Origin of the sequence: Sphingobacterium sp. DR205 (genome assembly GCF_011064245.1) — a bacterium.
In the GTDB taxonomy this organism is placed as follows: Bacteria; Bacteroidota; Bacteroidia; order Sphingobacteriales; family Sphingobacteriaceae; genus Sphingobacterium; species Sphingobacterium athyrii.
Genome location: NZ_CP049333.1, coordinates 2,121,347 through 2,142,476, shown reverse-complemented (window position 1 = coordinate 2,142,476; position 21,130 = coordinate 2,121,347). Strand labels below are relative to the sequence as shown.

The following is a 21,130-nucleotide window of genomic DNA, read 5'->3' as shown; positions in this document are numbered from 1 at the left end:
ATCTACCATCTTTTTGGTAAAGACGATTCATGCAGCACTTTCCCTAGAGATAACTAATATAACATTTAATCATGAGGATCAGGAAAAATAAGGAAATTCTCTTTCCATTGAAATGAGTTTTACATTTTCAGAAAGTGGTCATCGGTCTTCCGGCGATGTGCCTTCCTGCCTTCATGCCCGAAAAAATGCAACCACCCAAAAATGTCCCTTCCAATGCCCTATAACCGTGCATACCTCCGCCTCCAAAACCAGCTACCTCACCGGCGGCATACAGTCCTTCGATGATATGGTCGTCTACTGTCAGAACCTGTGCGTCTAGGTTTGTCTTAATCCCGCCCAACGTCTTACGTGTAAGCACATGTAAACGTACAGCAATCAATGGTCCATTCTTCGGATCCAATATCTTGTGTAGAGACGAGACCCTTCCAAGCCGATCACCGAGATATTTTCGCGTACTACGGATATAATTGACCTGCGTGTCTTTAGAGAATTTGTTATCCAACTCGCGGTCTCTTGCCATGATCTGTGATTCAATAGATTCGTAATTTAACAGATCATCTCCGGACAGGAGGTTCATTCTTCGGACCAATTCCGATAAAGTGTCCGCAACGATAAAATCCCCCCCATTCTCCTTAAACGCTTCAACTGGTGCGGGGGCCTTTTTACCGAAAATCCGTTTAAGGAAGAGTTTATAATCCCTATTGGTAATATCTGGATTTTGTTCGGAGCCGGAAAGTGCAAATTCCTTTTTGATGACTTTTTGCGTCAAAATAAACCAGGAATACGAATAGCCACTATCTTGTATATGCTTTAGTGTACCCAACGTATCAAACCCCGGAAAAAAAGGCGCCGGAAGTCTATTTCCTTTCGCATCGAACCACAGTGAAGAAGGACCGGGTAAAATACGTATACCATGATTGGGCCAAATCGGATTCCAGTTCCGTATGCCTTCGGTATAATGCCACATACGATCTTTATTGATCGTATGGGCGCCGATTTCTTCGGCGACCGCAATCATCTTTCCATCTACATATGCCGGAACTCCAGAGATCATCGCGGATGGAGCTGTACCCAGCCGTTCAGGCCAGTTCTTTCGTACCAGTTCGTGATTGGCGCCAAGCCCGCCCGAGGCAACGACAACTTGCGGAGCATGATATTCGAAGGTGTCAATTACATTTCTATTGGTCGCAGCCCCCCTTTCTTTATCATCATCTTCTAAAATATCACCAAATACTCCTTTTATAGCACCATTTTCTGTAATCAACCTCGTAACACGATGTCTAAATTTAAATTGCAAGAGTCCATTTTTTTCTGCGGTATAGGCCTTTTCTATAAAAGGTTTAACGACTCCCGTTCCAGTTCCCCAACTTACGTGAAATCTGGGAACCGAGTTTCCGTGACCAGAAGCACGGCCATCTCCACGCTCAGCCCAGCCTACCATAAACATGAATTTAACACCTAGCTTCGTTACATATGCATATTTTTCACCGGCGGCGAATTTCAAGTAGGCATCGGCCCATTGACGGGGCCAGTAATCCGCTGCCCTATCAAAACCTGCGGTACCGAACCAGTCTTGCTGTGCCAACTCCAAAGAATCTTTGATCCCCATACGACGCTGTTGTGGTGAATTGATAAAAAATAGACCGCCAAAAGACCAGAATGCCTGTCCCCCGATATTTCTTTCGGTCTCTTGATCCAATAGAAGTACCTTCTTTCCTGCGTTGGTAATTTCCATTGCCGCAGTTAATCCTGCCAGACCAGTCCCGATAATGATGGCATCAGGTTTAAATTGTTCTTCTATCCGCATACTATAAATATCAATGGGTTCTATATTCTTTACGGTTCTTGTGCGTAAGTTCACTTTTGGTTCCCTTAAATTTACTTGTTTCTCTTCTGAAGTACAAAGAGAAATAAAATTCAATCTGTAAACAAGGAGTGCAAACTATCATTAAAATTATACACAAAAGCAATTTAAGCGGCCTGCTTTAAAGACACACCACCCTTAGGTTTAATTTTTGAACTGGCATAGCATGAGAATCGACACCTAAAAGCATTGAAATCTATCGTTGGCCTACTTTATGGTCACTTATTTTATTTTAGCAAAACAATCAATAATTTCCATTAACGTCAAAGCCTCCTCCATAGGTGCAGGATTTGGACCATTCCCCTCAAAGAAAGCCACTGTACTAGCGATCATGGGATATTGTATATGCTCAGGATGCTCAAATACAAATTCATTCTCTTCATCATCAGATTGAACCGTTACCAAATTGCCAAATATGGAGAAGCTAATCTTCCCGCGGCTACCTATGATCTCACAGCGATCTACATGATCTTCTTGCCTGACATTGAAACACCAGCTTCCATTAAAAACAACCTGATGCTCAAATAATATAGTTCCAGTTGTGTGATCAGCGACAGCAGAGGCTGCATCCTGGATCTGGCTAAATCCTTCAAAAGAAATCGGCAAGCCAAAAAAATACAACATCAGATCCAATTGATGTGGTGCAAGATCAAAAAAATATCCACCTCCGGATATTGCTGGGTCTGTGCGCCAGTCTGCCGCCCCCTTGGTCACTAATTCCGGCAACCGACTTTGCCATAACCGGAGCTGAACAGTCCGAATTATTCCTATCTGTCCAGCATCTAACAACTCTTTTACTTTGAGAAATAGAGGTAACTGTCTTCGATAATGCGCAACCACCAACTTGCCATTAGTCTTTCTGACAACATCCAAAAGCAGCCTTGCTTCATGTGCATTTAAGGTAACCGGTTTCTCAACATAGACATCTTTTCTGGCTTCTAAGGCCTTCAATGCATAGTCAAAATGTGAAGAGGGCGGAGTAGCAATGTAGATGGCATTCAATGCCGGATTGCCCAACATGTCCTCGACCGTCGAATACCAATGCGGGACTTGATGTCTATGGGCATAATCGGCAGCTTTAGCGGCATCTCTCCGCATTACAGCCAATAATCTACTATCTTTAACTTTATTAAACGCGGGACCGCTTTTTTTTTCTGTAACATCGCCGCACCCTATGATTCCCCACCTTACCTTTGCATCTTCCATTTTTATTTATTTTTTGAACTAATCCTCGAACAAACTTTTTTATTCCGGTTTCAGGCGCCCGATAAACGCGTTTTTACCAAGCAAAAATCCGATTGCCTTTTCAATATTTTTACGTCGGCTTTCATCTGTCTTCAAGAAAGAAATGTAACGGATAATCTCTTTTCTTTTGGATGGTGCCAAACGGTCAAAGACTGCTTTTGCCACTTCATTTTCATTCAATGCCCGCTCAAGTTCGGGATGTGGCGCTAAACCTCGTTCAGTGGGATCAAAAACAACAGACACCTCCAATAGTTCACCGATCCGCTTAGGGGAGTTTGCCAACATCTGGGTATTGATATACAATCGCCACTCGCCCTTATACCGTAATAAGGTCTGTTTATAAGCTTTACCATTTACCTTCCCGCAAATAGGGATATATCCCTTATCCACTCCAGCTTCGACAAAGAGAATACGTAAAATTTCATCGGGCACAAAAACAAAAGGGTTGATTCCTATTATCTCCAATTTGGCTTTAAAGGCAAACATATATATCGACATGTATGGTTTATCCAAAAATTAAGTTGTAGATAGAATCGCTTCTATCAGTTTAAGCTCTTCCTGACTAAAACTTAAATTTTCGAGCGACTTTAACGAATCCGTCAATTGCGCACTATTTCTCGCTCCGACCAAAACCGATGTCAGGCGTTGATCCTTCAATAACCAGGCAATTGCCATCTGTGCCAATGATTGTCCACGTTGCGCAGCAAGCCCATTCAAAGCAGACAGTTTTGTAACAAGCTCGGATGTAATGGCGGTACTCTTTAAAAAATGCTCTTTTGAGGCCCGAGAATCTGTTGGAATATTACCCTGTAGGTATTTATTGGTCAGTAGGCCTTGGGCCAAAGGGGAGAAAGCGATAATCCCTATCCCCTCTTCATCCAGCACGTTCAACAGTCCTTCTTCCGGGGTACGCACCAACATGGAATACTTTGGTTGGTGGATCAAACAAGGACAATTCAGATCACGTAATATAGCTGCCGCTTCCGTTACCAAATCCGCGGGATAGTTCGATAAGCCTACATAAAGTGCTTTTCCCTGTCGTACAACATCACTTAACGCGCACATGGTTTCTTCCAACGGTGTATTGGGATCGGGCCTATGATGATAAAAAATATCAATATAGTCTAACTTTAAACGTTTTAAGCTCTGATGTAGACTCGCCATCACATATTTACGGCTCCCCCAATCGCCATAGGTCCTTCCCACATCGTATACCCCGCTTTGGTCGATACCAAGAGTTCATCCCGGTATCCGGTAAAATCCGTGGTCAATATCGCACCAAAATTTTGCTCCGCACTGCCGGGAGGCGGTCCATAATTATTCGCAAGATCAAAATGTGTGATACCGTTGTCAAAAGCCGTACGTAGGGTCTGCCTAAACACTTCTTTCTGATCAATATCACCAAAATTCTGCCATAGTCCAAGGGAAATAGCCGGAAGTTGAATACCACTCTTCCCACATCGCCTGTAGGGCATTATATTATATCGGTTTGGATTGAATGTCACGTTGTCAAGTTTATATATGCAAAATACAAAACTATTTTGAAGAGTCTGAGCAATAACTGTCAATGCGCTAGAAATATTTCGACATGCAACAATTGAATTAAAATTTATACCATTCCACACAACAGATCTATGCTGGTATCACAAATATTTTTATATTTTTGATTATCGTCCATTAATAGCACAGCGTTAAGTAACAATGTCCCATGATCAGTAGATTCTTTAGAAAATTCTATTTACATATTGTGATATGGGTTATTCTGCTCTTACTGCCTTTTATTACCTATCTCTATCAGCCTGACAAAATCGCTGATTTTAAAATCTATTCGGCACTATCCCATCTTGCCAATATCATCTTTCTGGCGAGCAATTTTTATCTACATTGTTACCTTGTCGCGCCGAGGTATTTCTTTGGTCGTAGAAAGATTTTTGCCCTATTTATCGCACTGGGCTTTGTAGCCTACGTCATGCTCAATTATGCAATCGTCTATTTCAACCCCAATGGAGAATTAGCTCATTTTAAAAAGGAGAATATACTTTTTGTTCGTCTTGTTGTCGGTCCGGGAATTATCTATTCGCTTTGCATGATCACCTCGTCCATGATCTTTCTTTATAATGAACAGGCAAGACAAAAAGAACTTAATAAACAAATCGCATTAGAAAAGACTACCGCAGAACTGACTATTTTAAAACTACAGATCAGTCCACATTTTTTATTTAACACCCTCAACAATATTCGTTGGCTGATCCGCAAACAATCCCCCGATTCCGAGGGTACAATAGTCAAACTGTCCGAAATGCTGCGTTATATACTCTATGAAGTCGATGGACCAAAGGTCGAACTTTTCAAAGAAATTGACCATATGCGCAATTTCATTGCTTTACAGACATTAAGGCTTCCCATTCCGGGGGAAGTTGACCTGAAAATAGAAAGTACCCTCAAGAACAGAATGATCCCTCCTTTATTGTTTATTCATTTTGTAGAAAATGCATTCAAATATGGCGTGGATAGTAAAAATATCCCCAACATACAATTTCAATTCATAGACATTCCGGGAGGACTCGTATTTAAATCTACGAACAAAATATTGCAATATACCGAGCATCGGTCAAATGAAGGCATCGGGTTAACAAATGTGAAACGAAGACTACAATTGCTTTATCCCAATCGCCACGATCTATCCATCAAAAGAACAGCGGATGGATACTTTGAAGTTGCACTCAGACTAATGACAGATGAAGATTAAATGTATACTAATTGATGACGAACCATTCGCGCTTAATTTGCTGGAGGATGACCTATTGAGTTTTGACCAAATTGAAATTCTACAGAAATTCCATGCCCCTGTCGATGTTGCTGAATACCTAAAAAATCAGGCCGTGGATCTCATTTTTCTGGACATCCAGATGCCCGAACAATTAGGAACAGAGTTTGTCCGTAACCTTGAAGATCCACCCCTAATTATATTTACAACAGCTTATCATCAATATGCTGTTGAGGGATTTGAATTAAATGCAGTAGACTACCTTTTGAAGCCTATTTCGAAAGAACGACTTATGACGGCTATCCGCAAAGTCGAGGATATCATGACACTACGCAACAAACAGGTTGTCAAAAAAGACCATATTATCGTTCATGTGGAATATAAAAAAACAAAGATTTATCTCAACGAAATCAGCTACATCGAAGGTTTAAAAGATTACGTAAAAATCTATTTGGTTGACCGGCAGACCCCGCTGCTAACCCGAAGTAATTTACGTGGTATGGAGAAGCTATTACCAGCAAGCGATTTCCTACGCATACACAATTCTTTTATTGTTAACAAAGCTAGAATCGAACATTGCACACCAGCAAAACTTACATTACCTGAAATCGCTTTACCTATTGGCAAAAAATATGTCAAAAATATGGCGCAGTTCCATATGAAAGCTGCATCGAATCAAGATAACATCATCCGATAACGGCCATTCGTCTACACATTTGGTTCGTCGGTCTACAGATGATTGCATAGTATAAAAATCATTTTCAAATTTGCTTGGGGTCAATTTGTCCAACACCGGCTATTGATCCGTATAGCAAAGAAAAAATGAAAAAAATTATAGCAGCACTCCTATTGGCAACCGCTGTTGCCCCATTACATGCCCAAACGGCTCCAAGTGGCCGTCCAAGTAGTTTCTCCGTCGCTGAAGGCAAACTCTCCGGTCAACTGACCGACCTTCAGGGCAAGCCAATCGCACAGGCTTCCGTCAATCTGCTGCGGGTGATCCATGATCAGTCCACGGGCAAAGAGCGGGAGATCTTGTTCAAAAGCACGAGCTCACTCGACAATGGGAAATTTAATTTTACCGCGCTCTCCACTAAAGATAAATGGAAATTAAAAATAAGCTCAGTAGGTTATACCGCTAAAGACATTACTGTCGAATATGGATCCGATGGCAAAGTATTGGATAAAGACCTCGGTACGATCACTTTGGAGAATGATAATCGAAAGCTGGAAGAGGTAACCGTTACCGGCCGTAAAGCTTTATTGGAAATGGATATCGACAAAAAAGTATACAATGTAGAAAAGAATATTGTAGCAGCGGGCGGTACCGCTATTGATGTCATGCGCAATATGCCTTCTGTACAAGTCGATATTGACGGGAATGTCAAACTCCGGAATGCAGCGCCGACTATTTTTGTAGATGGCAAACCGACAACACTAACGCCAGACCAAATACCTGCTGATGTAATCGAAAAGATCGAAATCATCACCAATCCTTCTGCCAAATACGATGCTTCGGGAAGTATGGCCGGAATTTTAAATATTATCCTGAAAAAGAATAAAAAAACGGGTTATAACGGTATGCTTACTCTTGGGGCAGATCGTTTCGGCGGAACCAATTTTATGGGAAGTCTCAATTTGCGTCAGAACAAATTCAACATATCCCTCACAGGAATGAATATGCGTATGCGGACAAATACCAAAGGCGATAGTTATCGGGAAAGCACAATTGATGACGTTAATTCTACCGTTAAACAAGATATCGAGGGTAAAACAAAGGGAATGATCACCTTTGGGAGGCTCGGAGTAGATTATGACCTTAGTCCCCGCACGACGGTATCTGTTGCCGGAATCTTTGTCGAAGGTAAATTTCGCCCCAATGAAAATACAATGATAACAACGGAATCGCAAGGCAATAGCAATAGAATTTCCGAATCTGAACGTAGTTTCAAACCAAGGGGTTTACAGGCAGGCCTAGTTCAGAAATTCAAAACTGAGGGTGAGGAATTGACTGCGGACTTCAATTATTTCGGTGGAACAAACAAATCTAATGGCACTTACACCACCAATTATTTAGCTGATAACGGGGGAATCATTGGTTCACAGATCCAAAAAAACGATGGCTCTGGAGACAACAAATTCATGACCGTACAGGCAGATTATGTCAAACCATTCAAAAATGGGATGAAACTTGAGACGGGGGTTCGCGCGCAGATCAACAAGCTCAAAAACCTGAATAACAACAGTCTCAAAGCCCGCGGTGAAGATGAGTATAAAGACATCAGCGCTGCGTCAGCCAATTACGACAACAAGAATACAGTCTATGCAGCTTATGCTTCACTTGGTGGCAACCTCAAAGATTGGGTATCTTATAAAGTCGGTATGCGTGTAGAAAATTCCACCTATGACGGTGAATTAATCAACACAAACCAAAAATTCCACAACAGTTATCCGGTCAGTCTCTTTCCTTCACTATTCCTGAGCAAGAAACTGACAGAGAAAGATCAGCTACAGATGAGTGTCACCCGCCGTGTCAATCGTCCTAACTTTTTTCAGTTAATTCCATTTGTTGATTATACAGACAGCTTAAATATCACGCGCGGTAATCCGGACCTCGTTCCGGAGTTTACTACTTCTGGTGAATTGTCTTATAGCCGGACACACGGTAAAGGCACCTTCCTGGCTTCGGTTTACTACAAAAAAACCACGAACCTGATCACCCGTTTCCTGACTCAGGAACTCAATCCCATTACCGATAAAATGGATTTCATCAATACCTATATTAATGCAAATTCCAGCAAAAACTATGGGGCGGAGTTTACCTACACCAATAATTTAAAAAAATGGTGGGACCTTACAGCTGACCTCAATTTCTACAATTCAAAAATTGAAATAGATGACAACACACCATCGGAAGGTATGTGGACCGTATTTGGAAAATTAAATAATACATTCAACCTGAAAAAGAATTGGAACCTTCAGCTCGCCTTTGAATATCAAGGGAAAACAAATATGCCGGTCACACAAAATCAAACCTTTGGTCCGCCAATGAATCAGGCTCAAAGTTCCTCTCAGGGATACATAAAGCCTTTTTATGGAATTGATTTTGCCATCAAGAAGAGTTTCTTGAAAAACCAGGCTGCTTCCGTGACATTGGCTGTAAACGATATTTTTAGGACCCGCGGCAATACCATAGTCTCGTCAGGTGATGGTTTCTACCAAAACTATTATCGACTCTCCAATCCGCAGCTTGTCAAATTGAACCTTTCCTATCGTTTTGGCAAAATGGACATGAATATGTTCAAGAAAAATAAAAACCAAAATTCGATGGAAGGGATACAGATGCAATAGATACGCACATTTAGATGGATCTATTACAGCAGAAAGAGACCAAGTGGATGGTCTCTTTCTGCTGTAATTCTTTTTATATTATCTTTATTTATTAAACCAACTGACATTTATTAAACCACCTGACTCGGGATATTGTATTTCTTTATAATCGGTACAATTTCCAATAAATCATCTATGATATAATCCGGATTGGCTGACTTTAGCTGATCAGCGTGGTGAGCTCCTGTCGTAATACCAATACTTAAAGCACAACCAGCATTCTGCCCTTCCTGAATATCAATAATTGAATCCCCTATTTTCACAACAGTTGTGGGATCTGAAATTGAAAAATTGGCTCTTGCAAGATCAATCATATCTGGGTAAGGTCTATTTTTAGGTACATCGGATGCCGTAATCAATGCATCAATATCCCGTCCGACAACCCAGTTAAGCTTTTTCAGAAGAGATTCTGCTGTTTTTCGGTCATACCCTGTATTCAACACGCAAAGTATATTCATGTCCTTCAAAACCGCAAAAAGTTCATTGGCGTTTGAATTCGGATAAATATCTTCCACCTCATAAGCTTTCTCAAGTGCTTGTAAAAATGATTGGAATATCTTCTCGGCCAGTTGCTCGTCTTCCACGTTCACACATTTTTTTAAGACGGTCTTAATGGCCTGTAATTTTTCTTTCCCCGCTCCATGCTCCAAGACTTCCGTCAGTGGAAGTTCATAACCACCGATTTCATTAATCGCATGGCGAAGTGTCTTATAAACTATATTATTCTCATTTACGGTAGTACCTGCCATGTCAAATACCACCATCTTGATCGCTTCTCTCATCTATTTACTATTAAATGTTTAGCAAACATAAAAAATTGTTAAATAAAACTAAACTTTTAAATGTTAACTTATTGCTATATTTAAGTTAAGAAGACACAAGTTAACACAGTACAAAATAATAAGTCCAGCAAATCAAAAATACCTGAAATGGGATCCGAAACCATAGATATCCGGTACCTTTCCCATCATACGTTGCTGTTTCATAATTTAAGTGCCTTATACTGGCGAGTATATTTGTCGGTAGTATAAGGATAAAAAAGACAATCAACAGTATACCTGTGAGACGGCTTAGGGAGGGTACAAATAAACCGAAAGCGGCCATGACTTCCAATAATCCGGTCAAATAGATCATTTCTTTTTTCAATGGAATAAAATCAGGAAGCATCAGCATCATACCTTTTGTGTAGATTAGGTGTCCCAGTGAGGTGAACAATAAGGTTGCAGCTAAAGCGATCATCCCTGCCAGATGGTAATCCATATAGCCTCTGTATTGTCGTATAACCAAGTTGCCAATGATAAAAACAATAAGTAAAACAAAAAGTGGTTTCATAATCTTTTTTTATTCAAAGCTATAGGCCTTCCTGTTCCCTATCAATGAACAATTGTTAAGAAATTTCCTTCCGGATCCTACTCAGTGACTGAGGTCTGATTCCGATATATGATGCAAGATATTTTAAAGGAATATTTTTAATCAGCTCAGGCTGTTCTCGCATCAGATTGAGATACCTTGTCTTGGCTGAATCTTCAAGAAGGGTGAATTCGCGTTTCATTTTCTTCAAAAATATATCTTCGATTGCCTTACGACCGATAAAATTTCCCACCTGTGTCGTTTTATACACGGTATTCAAATCAGCATAAGATATCCGCCACAAGACACAATCTGTAATCGCTTCAAGATTATAGGACGATGGTGTCTGGGTAAGAAATGAATCATAGGCGCTCACAAAAGAGTTTTCAAATGCAAAACCAAATGTAAAATCATAATCTAATTTTGGAATATTGAACCGAATAATACCTCTTTCAATAAAAGACAGGTATCGCTCTGTTTTACCTATTTCCAGAATCAGTGATCTTTTCGGAAAAACTGCTTTGGTAAGCATCGACGAAAAAATATCCCAGTCCTCCGTCTCCATCGTAATGAGCGAATCGAAATACGCTTTGATTTTATCCATGCTATCCATACTTCAAAACAAGATAAGAACTTCTGGTCAAACATAAAAAACGTAAACTTATTAATTATTTAAGCACTTAATTTCATGGATAAATATTAAATTAATCACTATAAACTTTCATAATGACTTCTATGCCAGACAGCAGTATCAAAATATGGTCCCCATCAAAAAAATTCATCTTCCGATTTTCATTTATTTTCATTTTTTCATTCCTATTTGTATTCAATAATGGCGCCTTTCCGATTTTCGGATACATCAGCAAACCGCTAACCGACCTTATGCATTGGCTTACTCCCTGGTTTGCGAAAACCATTTTACGGTATCATTACGATTATACGATTTTTATCAATTCTACGGAATCTACCATTTTGAAAAAAATGATGAGAATATCAAAACCATCCCAAAAGAATGGCGACAGATTATTTTTCAGCATGACAACGATCATGCTTTTGTCCGTGATATAGACTACAATCCACAGACCTTACCGATCTCAATTGATTCCCAAAAACATAAACTCACATTGAACAGTTATCAATACGATTATGCAATCGATCAAAATGGAAATATCTTATTAACGAAAACTGTTGAAAACAGTATGGAAAAAATTAAGCTTATCAAACAGGATCCCAAACAATTGGAATTAAAAAAACATTCTTTTCATTGGATACAGGAATATCCAAACAGCCGATAGACAGCTCTTCAATCGGAAGGCTTTTGTACGAGAATTATCAATATTGTCAACTTTGATCAAAACGCAAACGTTTGTTCAAATTGGCAGTCCGGGCAATAGGGAGGCTCAACGCGAATGCCCCATCCGCCCCGGTAATAAAAACAGTTAAATTATGTATATTGCTTTAACAACTTAATAAACTAGTCAAATACAATTGGTATACATTTTTTTTAATACAGCATGGATACAGCAAGTGATTTTTATCAGCCAATAGCTCTTGCCCAAGATTGGGTCGACGCCTGGAACCAACACCTTTATCTGACCAGAAGAGCTGGTTATGTCACAATTCGTAAGGCAATTTAAACAAATTCAGTTTAAGATTGCAAGAAAAAAGCGACAAACCATCCCTAGTGCATTCAATTACTCTTTTCCTCGCGAACAAGAAAATCATAGGAATACCAAAACTTCAAAAGTGAAAAATCGTCAAGACTCCGAAGTGAATAGCTTATGGGAAAATCAAATGAATTACTTTGCTTTTCAAACTCTTTATTAAATTCCTTTACCAATTTTACTATTCCTTCTAGACCGTTTGCACGTTTGATAAAGCTTTCTTTTTTGCCCCCGCGTAAATAAATCAACAGATCCGAAGCGTTTAGGATCGTTTCCTCCTTTTCAGTCAATGGTTGACCGCTCAGCAATTTATCGAGTGCGTTTTTAAAATCAATTCGCGGAAAATCACTCTCCCCCATCATAATCACATGAGTACCGTAATTCACAACATTCATATAATAGGGATTAAACCCATCCTGCATTAGCTGAACGACATCCTTACTTCGAAAGGCAGACGAAAATTCATTGAGTTGCGCCATTAATGAAAACGAGATATTTTCACTACGCATCAAACAGCTATATGCTCTTTTAATTGTGGTTGAATCATGGTGTTCCACAAGCTTTAGGACACTGTCTACGTCAGGACTATTATTGAGATGATAGCGAATCGACTCATAATCAAAGAAATCTGTCACAGAAAACCCCGACATAGCGGGTTCTGAACTTTTATTTTTTCGGGCATAAGAACGAATACTTTCGAACGTAGGTGCGATCTTCACACTTGGAATAACGGGAGTCGTGGGCACTAATGTGATTTTAAACGGCTTATAATGACTGCGCAAGGGAGTTAATCCAACGGTAGGCATGGTATCTTTCAGTCCCCACACCGTTCCCAAATAAAAATTTTTGTCTACGGTCTGATCCACATAGAGCTGGTTTACCGAAAAACCAACAGAACGACTAATAAATTGATTTTTTTTTGCAAATGTACTTCCATCGATCTCCATGGAATCATGATCAACTTCCTCCTTGTCACAACTGGACAATAAAAACAAACCGAGCAATAGTACAAAAAAATATTTCATGATTCAAAAATTACCCGTTCTCCAAAAGTCAAAATATTTCCGTACTAACAGCGGCAAGGCTAAAGGCTTTTGGTTCTCTATCAAAGATATAGAAAAATACTGTTCTAACCTATATAAAAATCAGAATAACAAATGAATAAAAAAAACATCTTCACAAGCACGGGGACAGCATCTTGTGCCACCATCAGAAGATAGAAGTAATCATCAAAGTCGAAAATTCTTAAAAAGCGAAAGCCGCTGAAACGGGGAATTCCGAACGGCTTTCTTCTAACCTAATGAAAAACAGCTATACCGTTGCCAGTAACGTGTTGATCTCCTATTTCAAATATATAAAGTCTATTTCGCCTGTATACCATCTATTTACAATCCGTCTTTGTGATTTACGATTCGTAAATACCCTATGTCTGCAGATGATCGCTGATCTATGACAACCATTAAGGGGGAGTTGACCAACAACAGGCTTATCAGCCATTTGCATCGCTCCGGCAGCAAGCCAGATAAAAATGATTTTTTTTATTTTAAATCAGTCTAAATAACTGGAAATAATTGTATGTTTGCGCCGACAAATAATTTAGACTAATTCAATATTAACAATGAAAGGATCTTTTCTGGGGCTTATCTTAAGTTTAGGATTGGTGGGGGCCATGCATCTGGATGTTTCGGCTCAAAGTAAAGGGCTACATGGACGTGTAAAAACGAAAAACGGCGTACCAATTGAGTCAGCAACAGTAACCATTATGGGACTAGGTAAATCAACTTCGACTTCTTCTGATGGCAGTTTTCAATTTTCCAATCTTCCGGATGGAACATATACCCTTCGGATCAAAAGTATAGGAAATGCGATTACAGAACAGAAAGTGACGGTTAAAGACGGTAAGGCTTCAACAGTTAATATCGCGATGAATATTTCTGAGTCCCAGTTGGAGCAGGTTGAGGTACTTGGATACAACTCCCATAACAACCAAACAGTCCATGTTGGAAAAGCTGGCATTATTGATAAAGACTTACCACAAAGTGTACAGATCATCAATGAACAGGTTATTGCCGACCAACAGGTGAATCGGTTAAGTGATGCACTCAAAAATGCAAATGGTGTTGCCTTAGGTGCCAACCGAGGTGGCGTCAATGAAAATTTCTACGCTAGGGGTTATAGTTTAGGCGCGAACAATATTTTTAAGAATGGAATCAGAACAAATAATAGTGCATCTATAGAAGCCTCAACCTTGGAATCCATAGAAATCTTAAAAGGTAGTGCAGCGCTATTATATGGCGGTGTAAGCGGCGGAGCAGTTATCAATATGGTCACTAAAAAACCTAAATTCAACTATGGCGGAGAGGTTAGTTTCCGAACTGGGAGCTATGATTTCTACAAGCCGACTGTTGATGTCTATGGACCATTATCCAATACTGTAGCATTTCGACTGATAGGAACTTATGAAAACGCAAAAAGTTTTCGTGATGTCGTCGAAAATAAACGGACCTACGTAAACCCTTCATTACTCATAAAAGCTTCGGAAAAGACCGAGATTGAAATAAACGGAGATTACATGAAGGCGAACAATACGCCTGATTTTGGTATCGGCACCATTGATGGTAAAATCGATCAATCTATTGGAAGAAAGAGATTTCTTAATACAGTTTGGGCTTTTAATAATACCGAGCAGGCTAATTTCCAAACCGCGTTAAATCACAAATTTAATGACAATTGGAAGCTAAATATCGCATTGGGTGCCCAATCCTACAATAGAGATTACTTCGGTGCAGAACGAGTGCAGATTCAAGCAAACGGCGACTTAAACATTGCTTTGAATAAAACGAGATCTAAAGAAATCACCATGAATCAGCAGGTAAATTTGACCGGTAAATTTTATACTGCAGGAATTAAACATACCATATTGGTCGGTGCTGATGCTGATCAATCCGATGTTAAGAACTTTGCTTTTACAATTTCCGATAAAGGAAATGTAATCGGTGTAGATGGAAAGACAAAAGTCTATGACCTCATAAACATCTATCAACCGGGAGGAGAACGTACGGATATCCCAGATGCATTCTTCAAGAATTCCACGAGAACAGATATTTACCGTTCAGGTGTATTTGTGCAAGATTTAATTGAACTATCGGAAAAATTCAAGGTTTTAGCAGGAGTAAGATACACCTATCAAAAAACTCCGGAGTCCAGGATCATAGATAACCAGGGAAACCATACGTTGACTGAAAATAAACCTGCAGGTCCAAAAATTGATAAAGCATGGTCTCCTAAATTTGGTCTTATTTACCAACCGATTTCTAGTTCAAGCATATTTGTGACTTATGCAAGCAACTTCGAGGCTAACTCTGGATACGATCGTGAATATCGTTCATTAGGACCTTCCATCATCGATCAATATGAATTCGGTGTAAAAAATGAGTTTATGAATGGCCGTTTGACAGCGAATGCTTCCGTATATCGAATTAAAAATAATAGATTCGCCCAAGCGATTATTTCAGAAGATGGCACGATCAAGGATGCGCTGATGAAAGAATTCACCGGAGAAACAGCATCGGACGGTGTTGAGCTGGATTTACGTGGACAGCTTACAGAAGGGTTAAATATTATTGCCGGTTATAGTTATAATTTTAGAAGATATACAAAGACTAGTGAGATGGGGAACGCCGAGGAAGAAAGACAGGTCGGGTCTACACCTCACACCGCAAATGGAACCATATTTTATACCTTGCAAAATGGCAGCTTGAAGGGACTCAAACTAGGATTCTCTTCGTTCTATACCGGAAGACGCAATGCCGGATGGAACAATACGAAAGCAAATATCCGGGATGGTGTAAATCGTCTGATTTCTGTCAGTCCATTTACAACTATTGACTTTTCTGCTGGATACGGCTATAAAAACTGGAGTATTCTTGGAAAACTGTCTAATATTACCAATGCATTTAATTATTACATCCACGAAAATTATAGTGTGAATCCAATTCCACCGCGCGGTTTTATGGCAACGTTGTCGTATAAATTTGAAAAAAGATAGATGAGACTATTTTTTTAGATCTAGAAGAGGACGCTTTTGCACAAAAAAGCGTCCTTTTTTTCTATTTTCCGGATTCCAAACAATAGAACTTTATGCTTCATTTTTATTTCTTTTTAAAAGATTGGTTGACAATAAAGCAGTAATGGATGTCGCAGTCAACGCAGAAATTCCAATATTTAGCGTACTGACCAAAAAGTGATCGGAAAGTAAATACATAATACCATAATAAGTAATGGCGTAAGTAACCAAATAAGTGATAAATGCTTTAATAATTTCCATAATATTGACACATGGGATACAGCTACAACAATTTTTGATGCAAATATAAAGAGTTTCTTTCCCCCATTTCCGCCCGCTTACGATTCGTCTTAGATGATTTATGATTCGTCATTTTTAACGATAATAACGGCATAAAAATTCTAACCTCTTGCGTAAATATGATGTACTCCTTCTCTTCCCCAACGTTGTGCGAAAATACCAAGACTGGAAAATTACTGGCTAGCGTGTTAGCTTTTTTGATTCAGACCATATCAATTGTGTTCCACCCTCTTCTTTAATATTTTCAAACGGTCCCGGTAACGGATTGGATTGTTTTCTTGGCTCTCCTAAATAATCACGATCAATCCGAAGTGCTGATCCAGTATGATTTTCAAATGGTAATCGGGAAATTATTGTTGGCAACAATGATGTAGAGGTTACCAAGTTTCTCTTTTGTTTCAACCATTTTTTTGAAAACGGAAATTCCAGATAAACTTCTCCATTTATTTCCATTATCTTAACGTCAGCTACTCCACTGGTGTCAATAAATAAATTCTTTTCCACTGCGCCGTGCAGTACATAGGATTTCATTTGCTGCTCGGCATTGGCATGAATTTCGCCCATCCGTTGATTGATCTTATTGGTCGAAACCCCGATACTGCCCTTTAAATAAATATTTCCATCTAAAAATACGGGAAGGTAAGCCTTGTTATAATCGCTGATATCTGCCCCTTTCGCAAAAATATTATTGATGAACTGTACGTCGCCACCGGGGTTGTCTTTTAACGCAACAAGCTCTGTTGAGTGCGGTTTAAGATAGGGGGTCAATCGGCTATCGTAGGCAACCACTTCGATTTTTCCAGCAAAAAGATTATGCACAAATGCGGCTCCCTGCGCATTCATTAACAGATTTTTTGTAGAAAGCATGATGTTATTGGCCAATATCGCAGGTCCGTGCGTCACCTCCAAAAATACATCAAGATCATTGTGATCAAAGAGGTTGTTCGTGATCTGTGCTCCTTGAGCCATCCAATCCAACCAAAGTCCCATATTTGTCCGGAAAATGCGATTATTTCTGATGCTCACATCTACGGCTCCGTGAAATTTTATCCCAGCCATTTCCGCCCCTGTAAACAGCCGTTCAATATGAATATCATGGATCGTGTTATGTTCAACTGTACTAAATGAACAGCCCATGCTCCCGACAATACCAGCCTGCTCACAATAGGCAATCTTATTGTTACCAACATAGTGACTACCGATACTATCCTTGTTCCATCCAAAAGCGAGCGCTCTTTTGATTGTGCCGACATAGCCTTCGGCAGACTCTGTATCTTTATTATCGTGGTTATCGCCATATTTGCCCAATGCAATTCCCACACATTTCGAATACTGTATGGTATTATTTACAATACGCCAACCCTTGCTCCAGTGTGTCCCTAAAAGCCCCTCTTGCTCCGCTGTTGGCGGAGCCCAGTTGGTGGCTGCCTGCTCCAGTACAAATCCATCCACAGTAATGAAATTAACAAATGGTTGATCCGGATAAAATACCCGGGGTCGCACATTGATTTCTGTCTGATTTTGATTGGGGTCAGTATGTGGAAACCGAGCCCATATAGAGGTTTTTTCTTGGTCTACCGAGGCCCACCAGCCCCCTTTCGATGAGTGATCGTCCATGAGCTTTTGCTTGGATTCAGCTTCCATTAACCAATGCCCGTTGAGATAGACTGCACCACGATGGTACTTCCGTTCTTTTGGCGTAGGCCAAAACCAGTCCCCACGGATCTCTTCTTGATAAGGATTGAATGCCGCAAAGAAAGAATTCGGCAATTCTACCTGCCAGACGTCGTTTTCCAATAACTTCCAGCCTTTTATTTCTTCCGATCCCCTGATGACCACTTTTTCGCCCTTTGCCGCGCGATAAGTAATTCGTTTTGCCTCTGACAGCCCTCCACGCGGCGGAACAATAATTTCACGATATACCCCCGCATGTACGGTGATGGTGTCGCCCGGCATAGCCAGCTTAGCTGCCGCCATTATCGTTCGGAGAGGGTTTTCTTTCGTACCAACCGCCCCATCTTTACCTACAAGGGCAACATGGTATTCATTAAATTTGGATTTTTTTTGCGCATGCAAAGAACCAAAACCTAATAAGAAGCTACATACAATCAACAATTTTACACTCATAAGCATCTAATTATTTCATTACCTTATGTTTAGAAAAAACCGAGTATAGGCTTTCTCTTAATATCCTTTTGCCCGTGTCAGCTTTGAAAAGAGCTTTTTACCTGATCCATCTTTATTCAAACGATAGAGATTCCAATGATCCCTATCCAATTCCTCCAGTCTAAAACTTTGGCTCGGATCCACCAAATTCTTTTTCACCCAACTCGGAAAGGCATTTGCTGCGCGTGCATTCTCCCAGGTACGTAAGGCATTAAAAATTGCATCCTTCTGTGGACAACTTTCCACTTGCTGTTGATTCAACTTCAAGCTATACGTTGATCCCGTACCCACAGACATCGCCTGAATATGTTCGTATTCTTCAACAGTCGATTTTTCAGTAATTGGGAAGTTTCCACCCATTCCCACAGGAAAAAAATTAGCATAACAAACATCGCGCAAATCCTTTCCCTGGCTTGTCGCACTTCCCCATTCCCGTGTCTGGGCATCATACAAATTCTTCCCTCCGCCTACATTCCATATGCTTTGGTAGTGCCATGATCCTTCCGACAAAGTCGCCCCGGTAAAACGGATATCCGCTAAGCCCCGCTGTTTTGCCCGCTCGAACATCTTACGGAAAAAACGTTTCGCTGAATAATAGCCATGACCGTTGTTAAATAAAAATTCCTGACCGTCAAAATCGTAATACCTCAGGCCATTGATCGCACAGACATCCGCATAGTATTCAGCTATTTTATCCTGCAACTGTATATTTGGAATTAACCCGTCATAACCATAGTCAATTGTTACCTGCAACTTATACAGGGTATCAAGTTGCTGATGGAACGTCGCTTTGGAACCCCAATAACCACGTGTCACATTCAATAATCTATATGGTTTGCTCTCACTCACCCCCAAATAATGAATAAGTTCCTTCCCAATTTTAATAATGTTTAAGCTTTTAACATGTCCTTCCCAGCTACCGATTTCTTCCAGATGAGTTGGGTCATCCACATAGATCAGGGTATCCGTCGCATTAATTGCTTTGGCCAGCAGACGCTTTTGCTGGTACCAAATACTGTCACTCGGAACGGGACTTGCATCTTTTGTTCCGGGAGCCAAGGCGTTTGTGATCGGTGTACGACCGATCACAATATTGTGTTTGGCTGCCAGTTGTGCAAATTCTTTATGCGATAGTGCGCTCCCGTCTGAAAATTTCAACGGTTTATGCTCAAAATTTTTACCATCAATATATCCATCATTCCCACGGTCCGGACGTAGAAATCCTTGATCGTATAAGCTGATTGCTTTAAATCCCAAACGGTCCGCATAACTGATCATATTATCGTAACGACCACCTTCGGTCAGTACATCCGGTACATAGGCGGCAGGATCTTTCACCCACTTGCCATTTACCATAGGATAGGGCAACCCCTCTTTGCGTACAATATCCTGCACAACATCCATTAGGGCCGTACTGTCGGGACTGCCCCAAAAAGCAATCGAAGATCCAATAAAATCTACGCCGGGAATAGGCTGTACCTGCAAGTGATTTGGTCTGTTGGATGGCATATTCGGAATCAACGAATAATAAACTTCACGTGGACTCCTGCGATCCCTGGACTGGTAGGAGATTGAAATCCGTCCATTTTTGTCCACTTCGGCCGCATTTCCATACATAATCCGATAATAAGGTTCTTTATGAGCATAAAAAGCCACATCACTGATACCGTTGCCCCCAAGGGTAAACACCTGTCCTTCATGCAAATCATTTGGCAAAGGAAACCGTGAAGGATCCGGTGAATGGATAATATATTGGAATGGTGCTGCATCCCCCTGAATATCCGCTGTTCCGCCCAAAGTATTATCATTTAACGCCAGCATCCCGATTGCATAATTAACGGATTCACTGGTATCCCTACTCACACCGATAATCTCGCCCAATAAATTAGTGATATTTGTATGGTAGGAACCCCACTGAATCGCCTCAATTTCTTGTGAATTGGTCAATGAAAGCAATTTCATTTTGAAATACTTCGCTTGTGGCAATATGCTGACCCGGGCTGTAGAACCATTTGAATAACGTAGAGTCATGATCTTATCATTCGCAGAATAACTGGCCTGCTCCGGATAATTGTATAACCGTTTTTTTGCGTTATAAAGTACCATTAAGGGTGAAGGTTTGTCCACCGGACTAAACTCTCGACTCGGTTTCTTTGTAATATTCTGCATGCTGGTGATATAACCTTTTTGGTCAATCACAATTTTAAAATAATTGGTCTTTAATGTTGTTTGGCTATAGCCCATAGTTGACAAAATTGTCAATCCCACCGTTAGCCCAACGCATCGTAAGCTAGTTTTTAAAAAATTCATTTGCTTTA

General features: G+C 40.2%; 16 protein-coding genes and 1 pseudogene. 6 read left to right on the top strand and 11 right to left on the bottom strand.

What is annotated here, in order from left to right; all coding sequences use genetic code 11:
- Window positions 1–127 precede the first annotated feature (127 nt).
- The 4 genes and pseudogenes from G6053_RS08865 to G6053_RS08850 form a co-directional block, all read right to left on the bottom strand.
- Window positions 128–1,861 (bottom strand): FAD-binding dehydrogenase, encoded by a 1,734-nt coding sequence (locus tag G6053_RS08865; RefSeq protein ID WP_206531903.1) that lies wholly within the window; start codon window positions 1,859–1,861, stop codon window positions 128–130.
- Between the two features lie 225 nt (window positions 1,862–2,086).
- Window positions 2,087–3,070 carry a Gfo/Idh/MocA family oxidoreductase gene (locus G6053_RS08860; RefSeq protein ID WP_165306222.1) on the bottom strand — a complete coding sequence of 328 codons (984 nt, stop codon included), beginning with the start codon at window positions 3,068–3,070 and terminating at the stop codon, window positions 2,087–2,089.
- A 39-nt stretch (window positions 3,071–3,109) separates the two neighbouring features.
- On the bottom strand, window positions 3,110–3,607 hold the full coding sequence (locus G6053_RS08855; RefSeq protein ID WP_241254958.1) for a YdeI/OmpD-associated family protein: 498 nt from the start codon (window positions 3,605–3,607) through the stop codon (window positions 3,110–3,112).
- A gap of 18 nt (window positions 3,608–3,625) precedes the next feature.
- A pseudogene (locus G6053_RS08850) lies at window positions 3,626–4,584 on the bottom strand (aldo/keto reductase).
- Between the two features lie 233 nt (window positions 4,585–4,817).
- Here G6053_RS08850 and G6053_RS08845 point away from each other — a divergent pair.
- The 3 genes from G6053_RS08845 to G6053_RS08835 all read left to right on the top strand — a co-directional run bounded on the left by G6053_RS08845 (window position 4,818) and on the right by G6053_RS08835 (window position 9,227).
- A complete protein-coding gene (locus tag G6053_RS08845; protein WP_108632438.1) occupies window positions 4,818–5,858 on the top strand; it encodes a histidine kinase in 1,041 nt (346 codons plus the stop codon).
- On the top strand, window positions 5,848–6,573 hold the full coding sequence (locus G6053_RS08840; RefSeq protein WP_165306221.1) for a LytTR family DNA-binding domain-containing protein: 726 nt from the start codon (window positions 5,848–5,850) through the stop codon (window positions 6,571–6,573). Before G6053_RS08845 ends, G6053_RS08840 begins: the two co-directional genes overlap by 11 nt.
- 125 nt (window positions 6,574–6,698) lie before the next feature.
- A complete protein-coding gene (locus G6053_RS08835) occupies window positions 6,699–9,227 on the top strand; it encodes an outer membrane beta-barrel family protein (protein WP_165306220.1) in 2,529 nt (842 codons plus the stop codon).
- Window positions 9,228–9,337: 110 nt separating this feature from the next.
- Here the strand turns inward: G6053_RS08835 and G6053_RS08830 are convergent, their stop codons facing one another.
- From G6053_RS08830 to G6053_RS08820, 3 genes are all read right to left on the bottom strand, one after another.
- Window positions 9,338–10,048, bottom strand: a complete 711-nt coding sequence (locus G6053_RS08830) for an HAD-IA family hydrolase (protein WP_165306219.1) — start codon at window positions 10,046–10,048, stop codon at window positions 9,338–9,340.
- A 100-nt stretch (window positions 10,049–10,148) separates the two neighbouring features.
- On the bottom strand, window positions 10,149–10,598 hold the full coding sequence (locus tag G6053_RS08825; RefSeq protein WP_165306218.1) for a hypothetical protein: 450 nt from the start codon (window positions 10,596–10,598) through the stop codon (window positions 10,149–10,151).
- A gap of 55 nt (window positions 10,599–10,653) precedes the next feature.
- Window positions 10,654–11,220 (bottom strand): cyclic nucleotide-binding domain-containing protein, encoded by a 567-nt coding sequence (locus G6053_RS08820; protein ID WP_165306217.1) that lies wholly within the window; start codon window positions 11,218–11,220, stop codon window positions 10,654–10,656.
- 283 nt (window positions 11,221–11,503) lie between these two features.
- Here G6053_RS08820 and G6053_RS08815 point away from each other — a divergent pair, with 283 nt between their 5' ends.
- A complete protein-coding gene (locus tag G6053_RS08815; protein ID WP_165306216.1) occupies window positions 11,504–11,911 on the top strand; it encodes a hypothetical protein in 408 nt (135 codons plus the stop codon).
- Between the two features lie 219 nt (window positions 11,912–12,130).
- Window positions 12,131–12,253 (top strand): hypothetical protein, encoded by a 123-nt coding sequence (locus G6053_RS30895; RefSeq protein ID WP_277603203.1) that lies wholly within the window; start codon window positions 12,131–12,133, stop codon window positions 12,251–12,253.
- 53 nt (window positions 12,254–12,306) lie between these two features.
- Here the strand turns inward: G6053_RS30895 and G6053_RS08810 are convergent, their stop codons facing one another.
- Window positions 12,307–13,305 (bottom strand): hypothetical protein, encoded by a 999-nt coding sequence (locus G6053_RS08810; RefSeq protein WP_165306215.1) that lies wholly within the window; start codon window positions 13,303–13,305, stop codon window positions 12,307–12,309.
- Window positions 13,306–13,898: 593 nt separating this feature from the next.
- On the opposite strand from G6053_RS08810, the gene G6053_RS08805 reads away from it, so the two are divergent.
- Entirely contained in the window at window positions 13,899–16,328 is a 2,430-nt protein-coding gene (locus G6053_RS08805) for a TonB-dependent receptor (protein WP_241254957.1), read from the top strand.
- 90 nt (window positions 16,329–16,418) lie between these two features.
- Here G6053_RS08805 and G6053_RS08800 read toward each other — a convergent pair whose 3' ends face one another.
- The 3 genes from G6053_RS08800 to G6053_RS08790 form a co-directional block, all read right to left on the bottom strand.
- The gene (locus G6053_RS08800; protein WP_108632445.1) at window positions 16,419–16,607 is read right to left on the bottom strand and encodes a hypothetical protein; all 189 of its coding nucleotides are present in this window, start codon (window positions 16,605–16,607) and stop codon (window positions 16,419–16,421) included.
- Between the two features lie 219 nt (window positions 16,608–16,826).
- A complete protein-coding gene (locus G6053_RS08795; RefSeq protein WP_165306214.1) occupies window positions 16,827–18,773 on the bottom strand; it encodes a right-handed parallel beta-helix repeat-containing protein in 1,947 nt (648 codons plus the stop codon).
- Window positions 18,774–18,830: 57 nt separating this feature from the next.
- Complete coding sequence (locus tag G6053_RS08790) at window positions 18,831–21,122, bottom strand: hypothetical protein (protein ID WP_206531902.1); 2,292 nt, start codon at window positions 21,120–21,122, stop codon at window positions 18,831–18,833.
- Window positions 21,123–21,130: the final 8 nt, after the last annotated feature.

What these genes read in the sequence shown, in the direction of transcription:
- G6053_RS08860 (WP_165306222.1), bottom strand. Translation starts at nt 3,070, where the DNA reads ATGGAAGATGCAAAGGTAAGGTGGGGAATCATAGGGTGCGGCGATGTT.
- G6053_RS08855 (WP_241254958.1), bottom strand. Translation starts at nt 3,607, where the DNA reads ATGTCGATATATATGTTTGCCTTTAAAGCCAAATTGGAGATAATAGGA.
- G6053_RS08845 (WP_108632438.1), top strand. Translation starts at nt 4,818, where the DNA reads ATGATCAGTAGATTCTTTAGAAAATTCTATTTACATATTGTGATATGG.
- G6053_RS08840 (WP_165306221.1), top strand. Translation starts at nt 5,848, where the DNA reads ATGAAGATTAAATGTATACTAATTGATGACGAACCATTCGCGCTTAAT.
- G6053_RS08835 (WP_165306220.1), top strand. Translation starts at nt 6,699, where the DNA reads ATGAAAAAAATTATAGCAGCACTCCTATTGGCAACCGCTGTTGCCCCA.
- G6053_RS08830 (WP_165306219.1), bottom strand. Translation starts at nt 10,048, where the DNA reads ATGAGAGAAGCGATCAAGATGGTGGTATTTGACATGGCAGGTACTACC.
- G6053_RS08825 (WP_165306218.1), bottom strand. Translation starts at nt 10,598, where the DNA reads ATGAAACCACTTTTTGTTTTACTTATTGTTTTTATCATTGGCAACTTG.
- G6053_RS08820 (WP_165306217.1), bottom strand. Translation starts at nt 11,220, where the DNA reads ATGGATAAAATCAAAGCGTATTTCGATTCGCTCATTACGATGGAGACG.
- G6053_RS30895 (WP_277603203.1), top strand. Translation starts at nt 12,131, where the DNA reads ATGGATACAGCAAGTGATTTTTATCAGCCAATAGCTCTTGCCCAAGAT.
- G6053_RS08810 (WP_165306215.1), bottom strand. Translation starts at nt 13,305, where the DNA reads ATGAAATATTTTTTTGTACTATTGCTCGGTTTGTTTTTATTGTCCAGT.
- G6053_RS08805 (WP_241254957.1), top strand. Translation starts at nt 13,899, where the DNA reads ATGAAAGGATCTTTTCTGGGGCTTATCTTAAGTTTAGGATTGGTGGGG.
- G6053_RS08800 (WP_108632445.1), bottom strand. Translation starts at nt 16,607, where the DNA reads ATGGAAATTATTAAAGCATTTATCACTTATTTGGTTACTTACGCCATT.
- G6053_RS08795 (WP_165306214.1), bottom strand. Translation starts at nt 18,773, where the DNA reads ATGAGTGTAAAATTGTTGATTGTATGTAGCTTCTTATTAGGTTTTGGT.
- G6053_RS08790 (WP_206531902.1), bottom strand. Translation starts at nt 21,122, where the DNA reads ATGAATTTTTTAAAAACTAGCTTACGATGCGTTGGGCTAACGGTGGGA.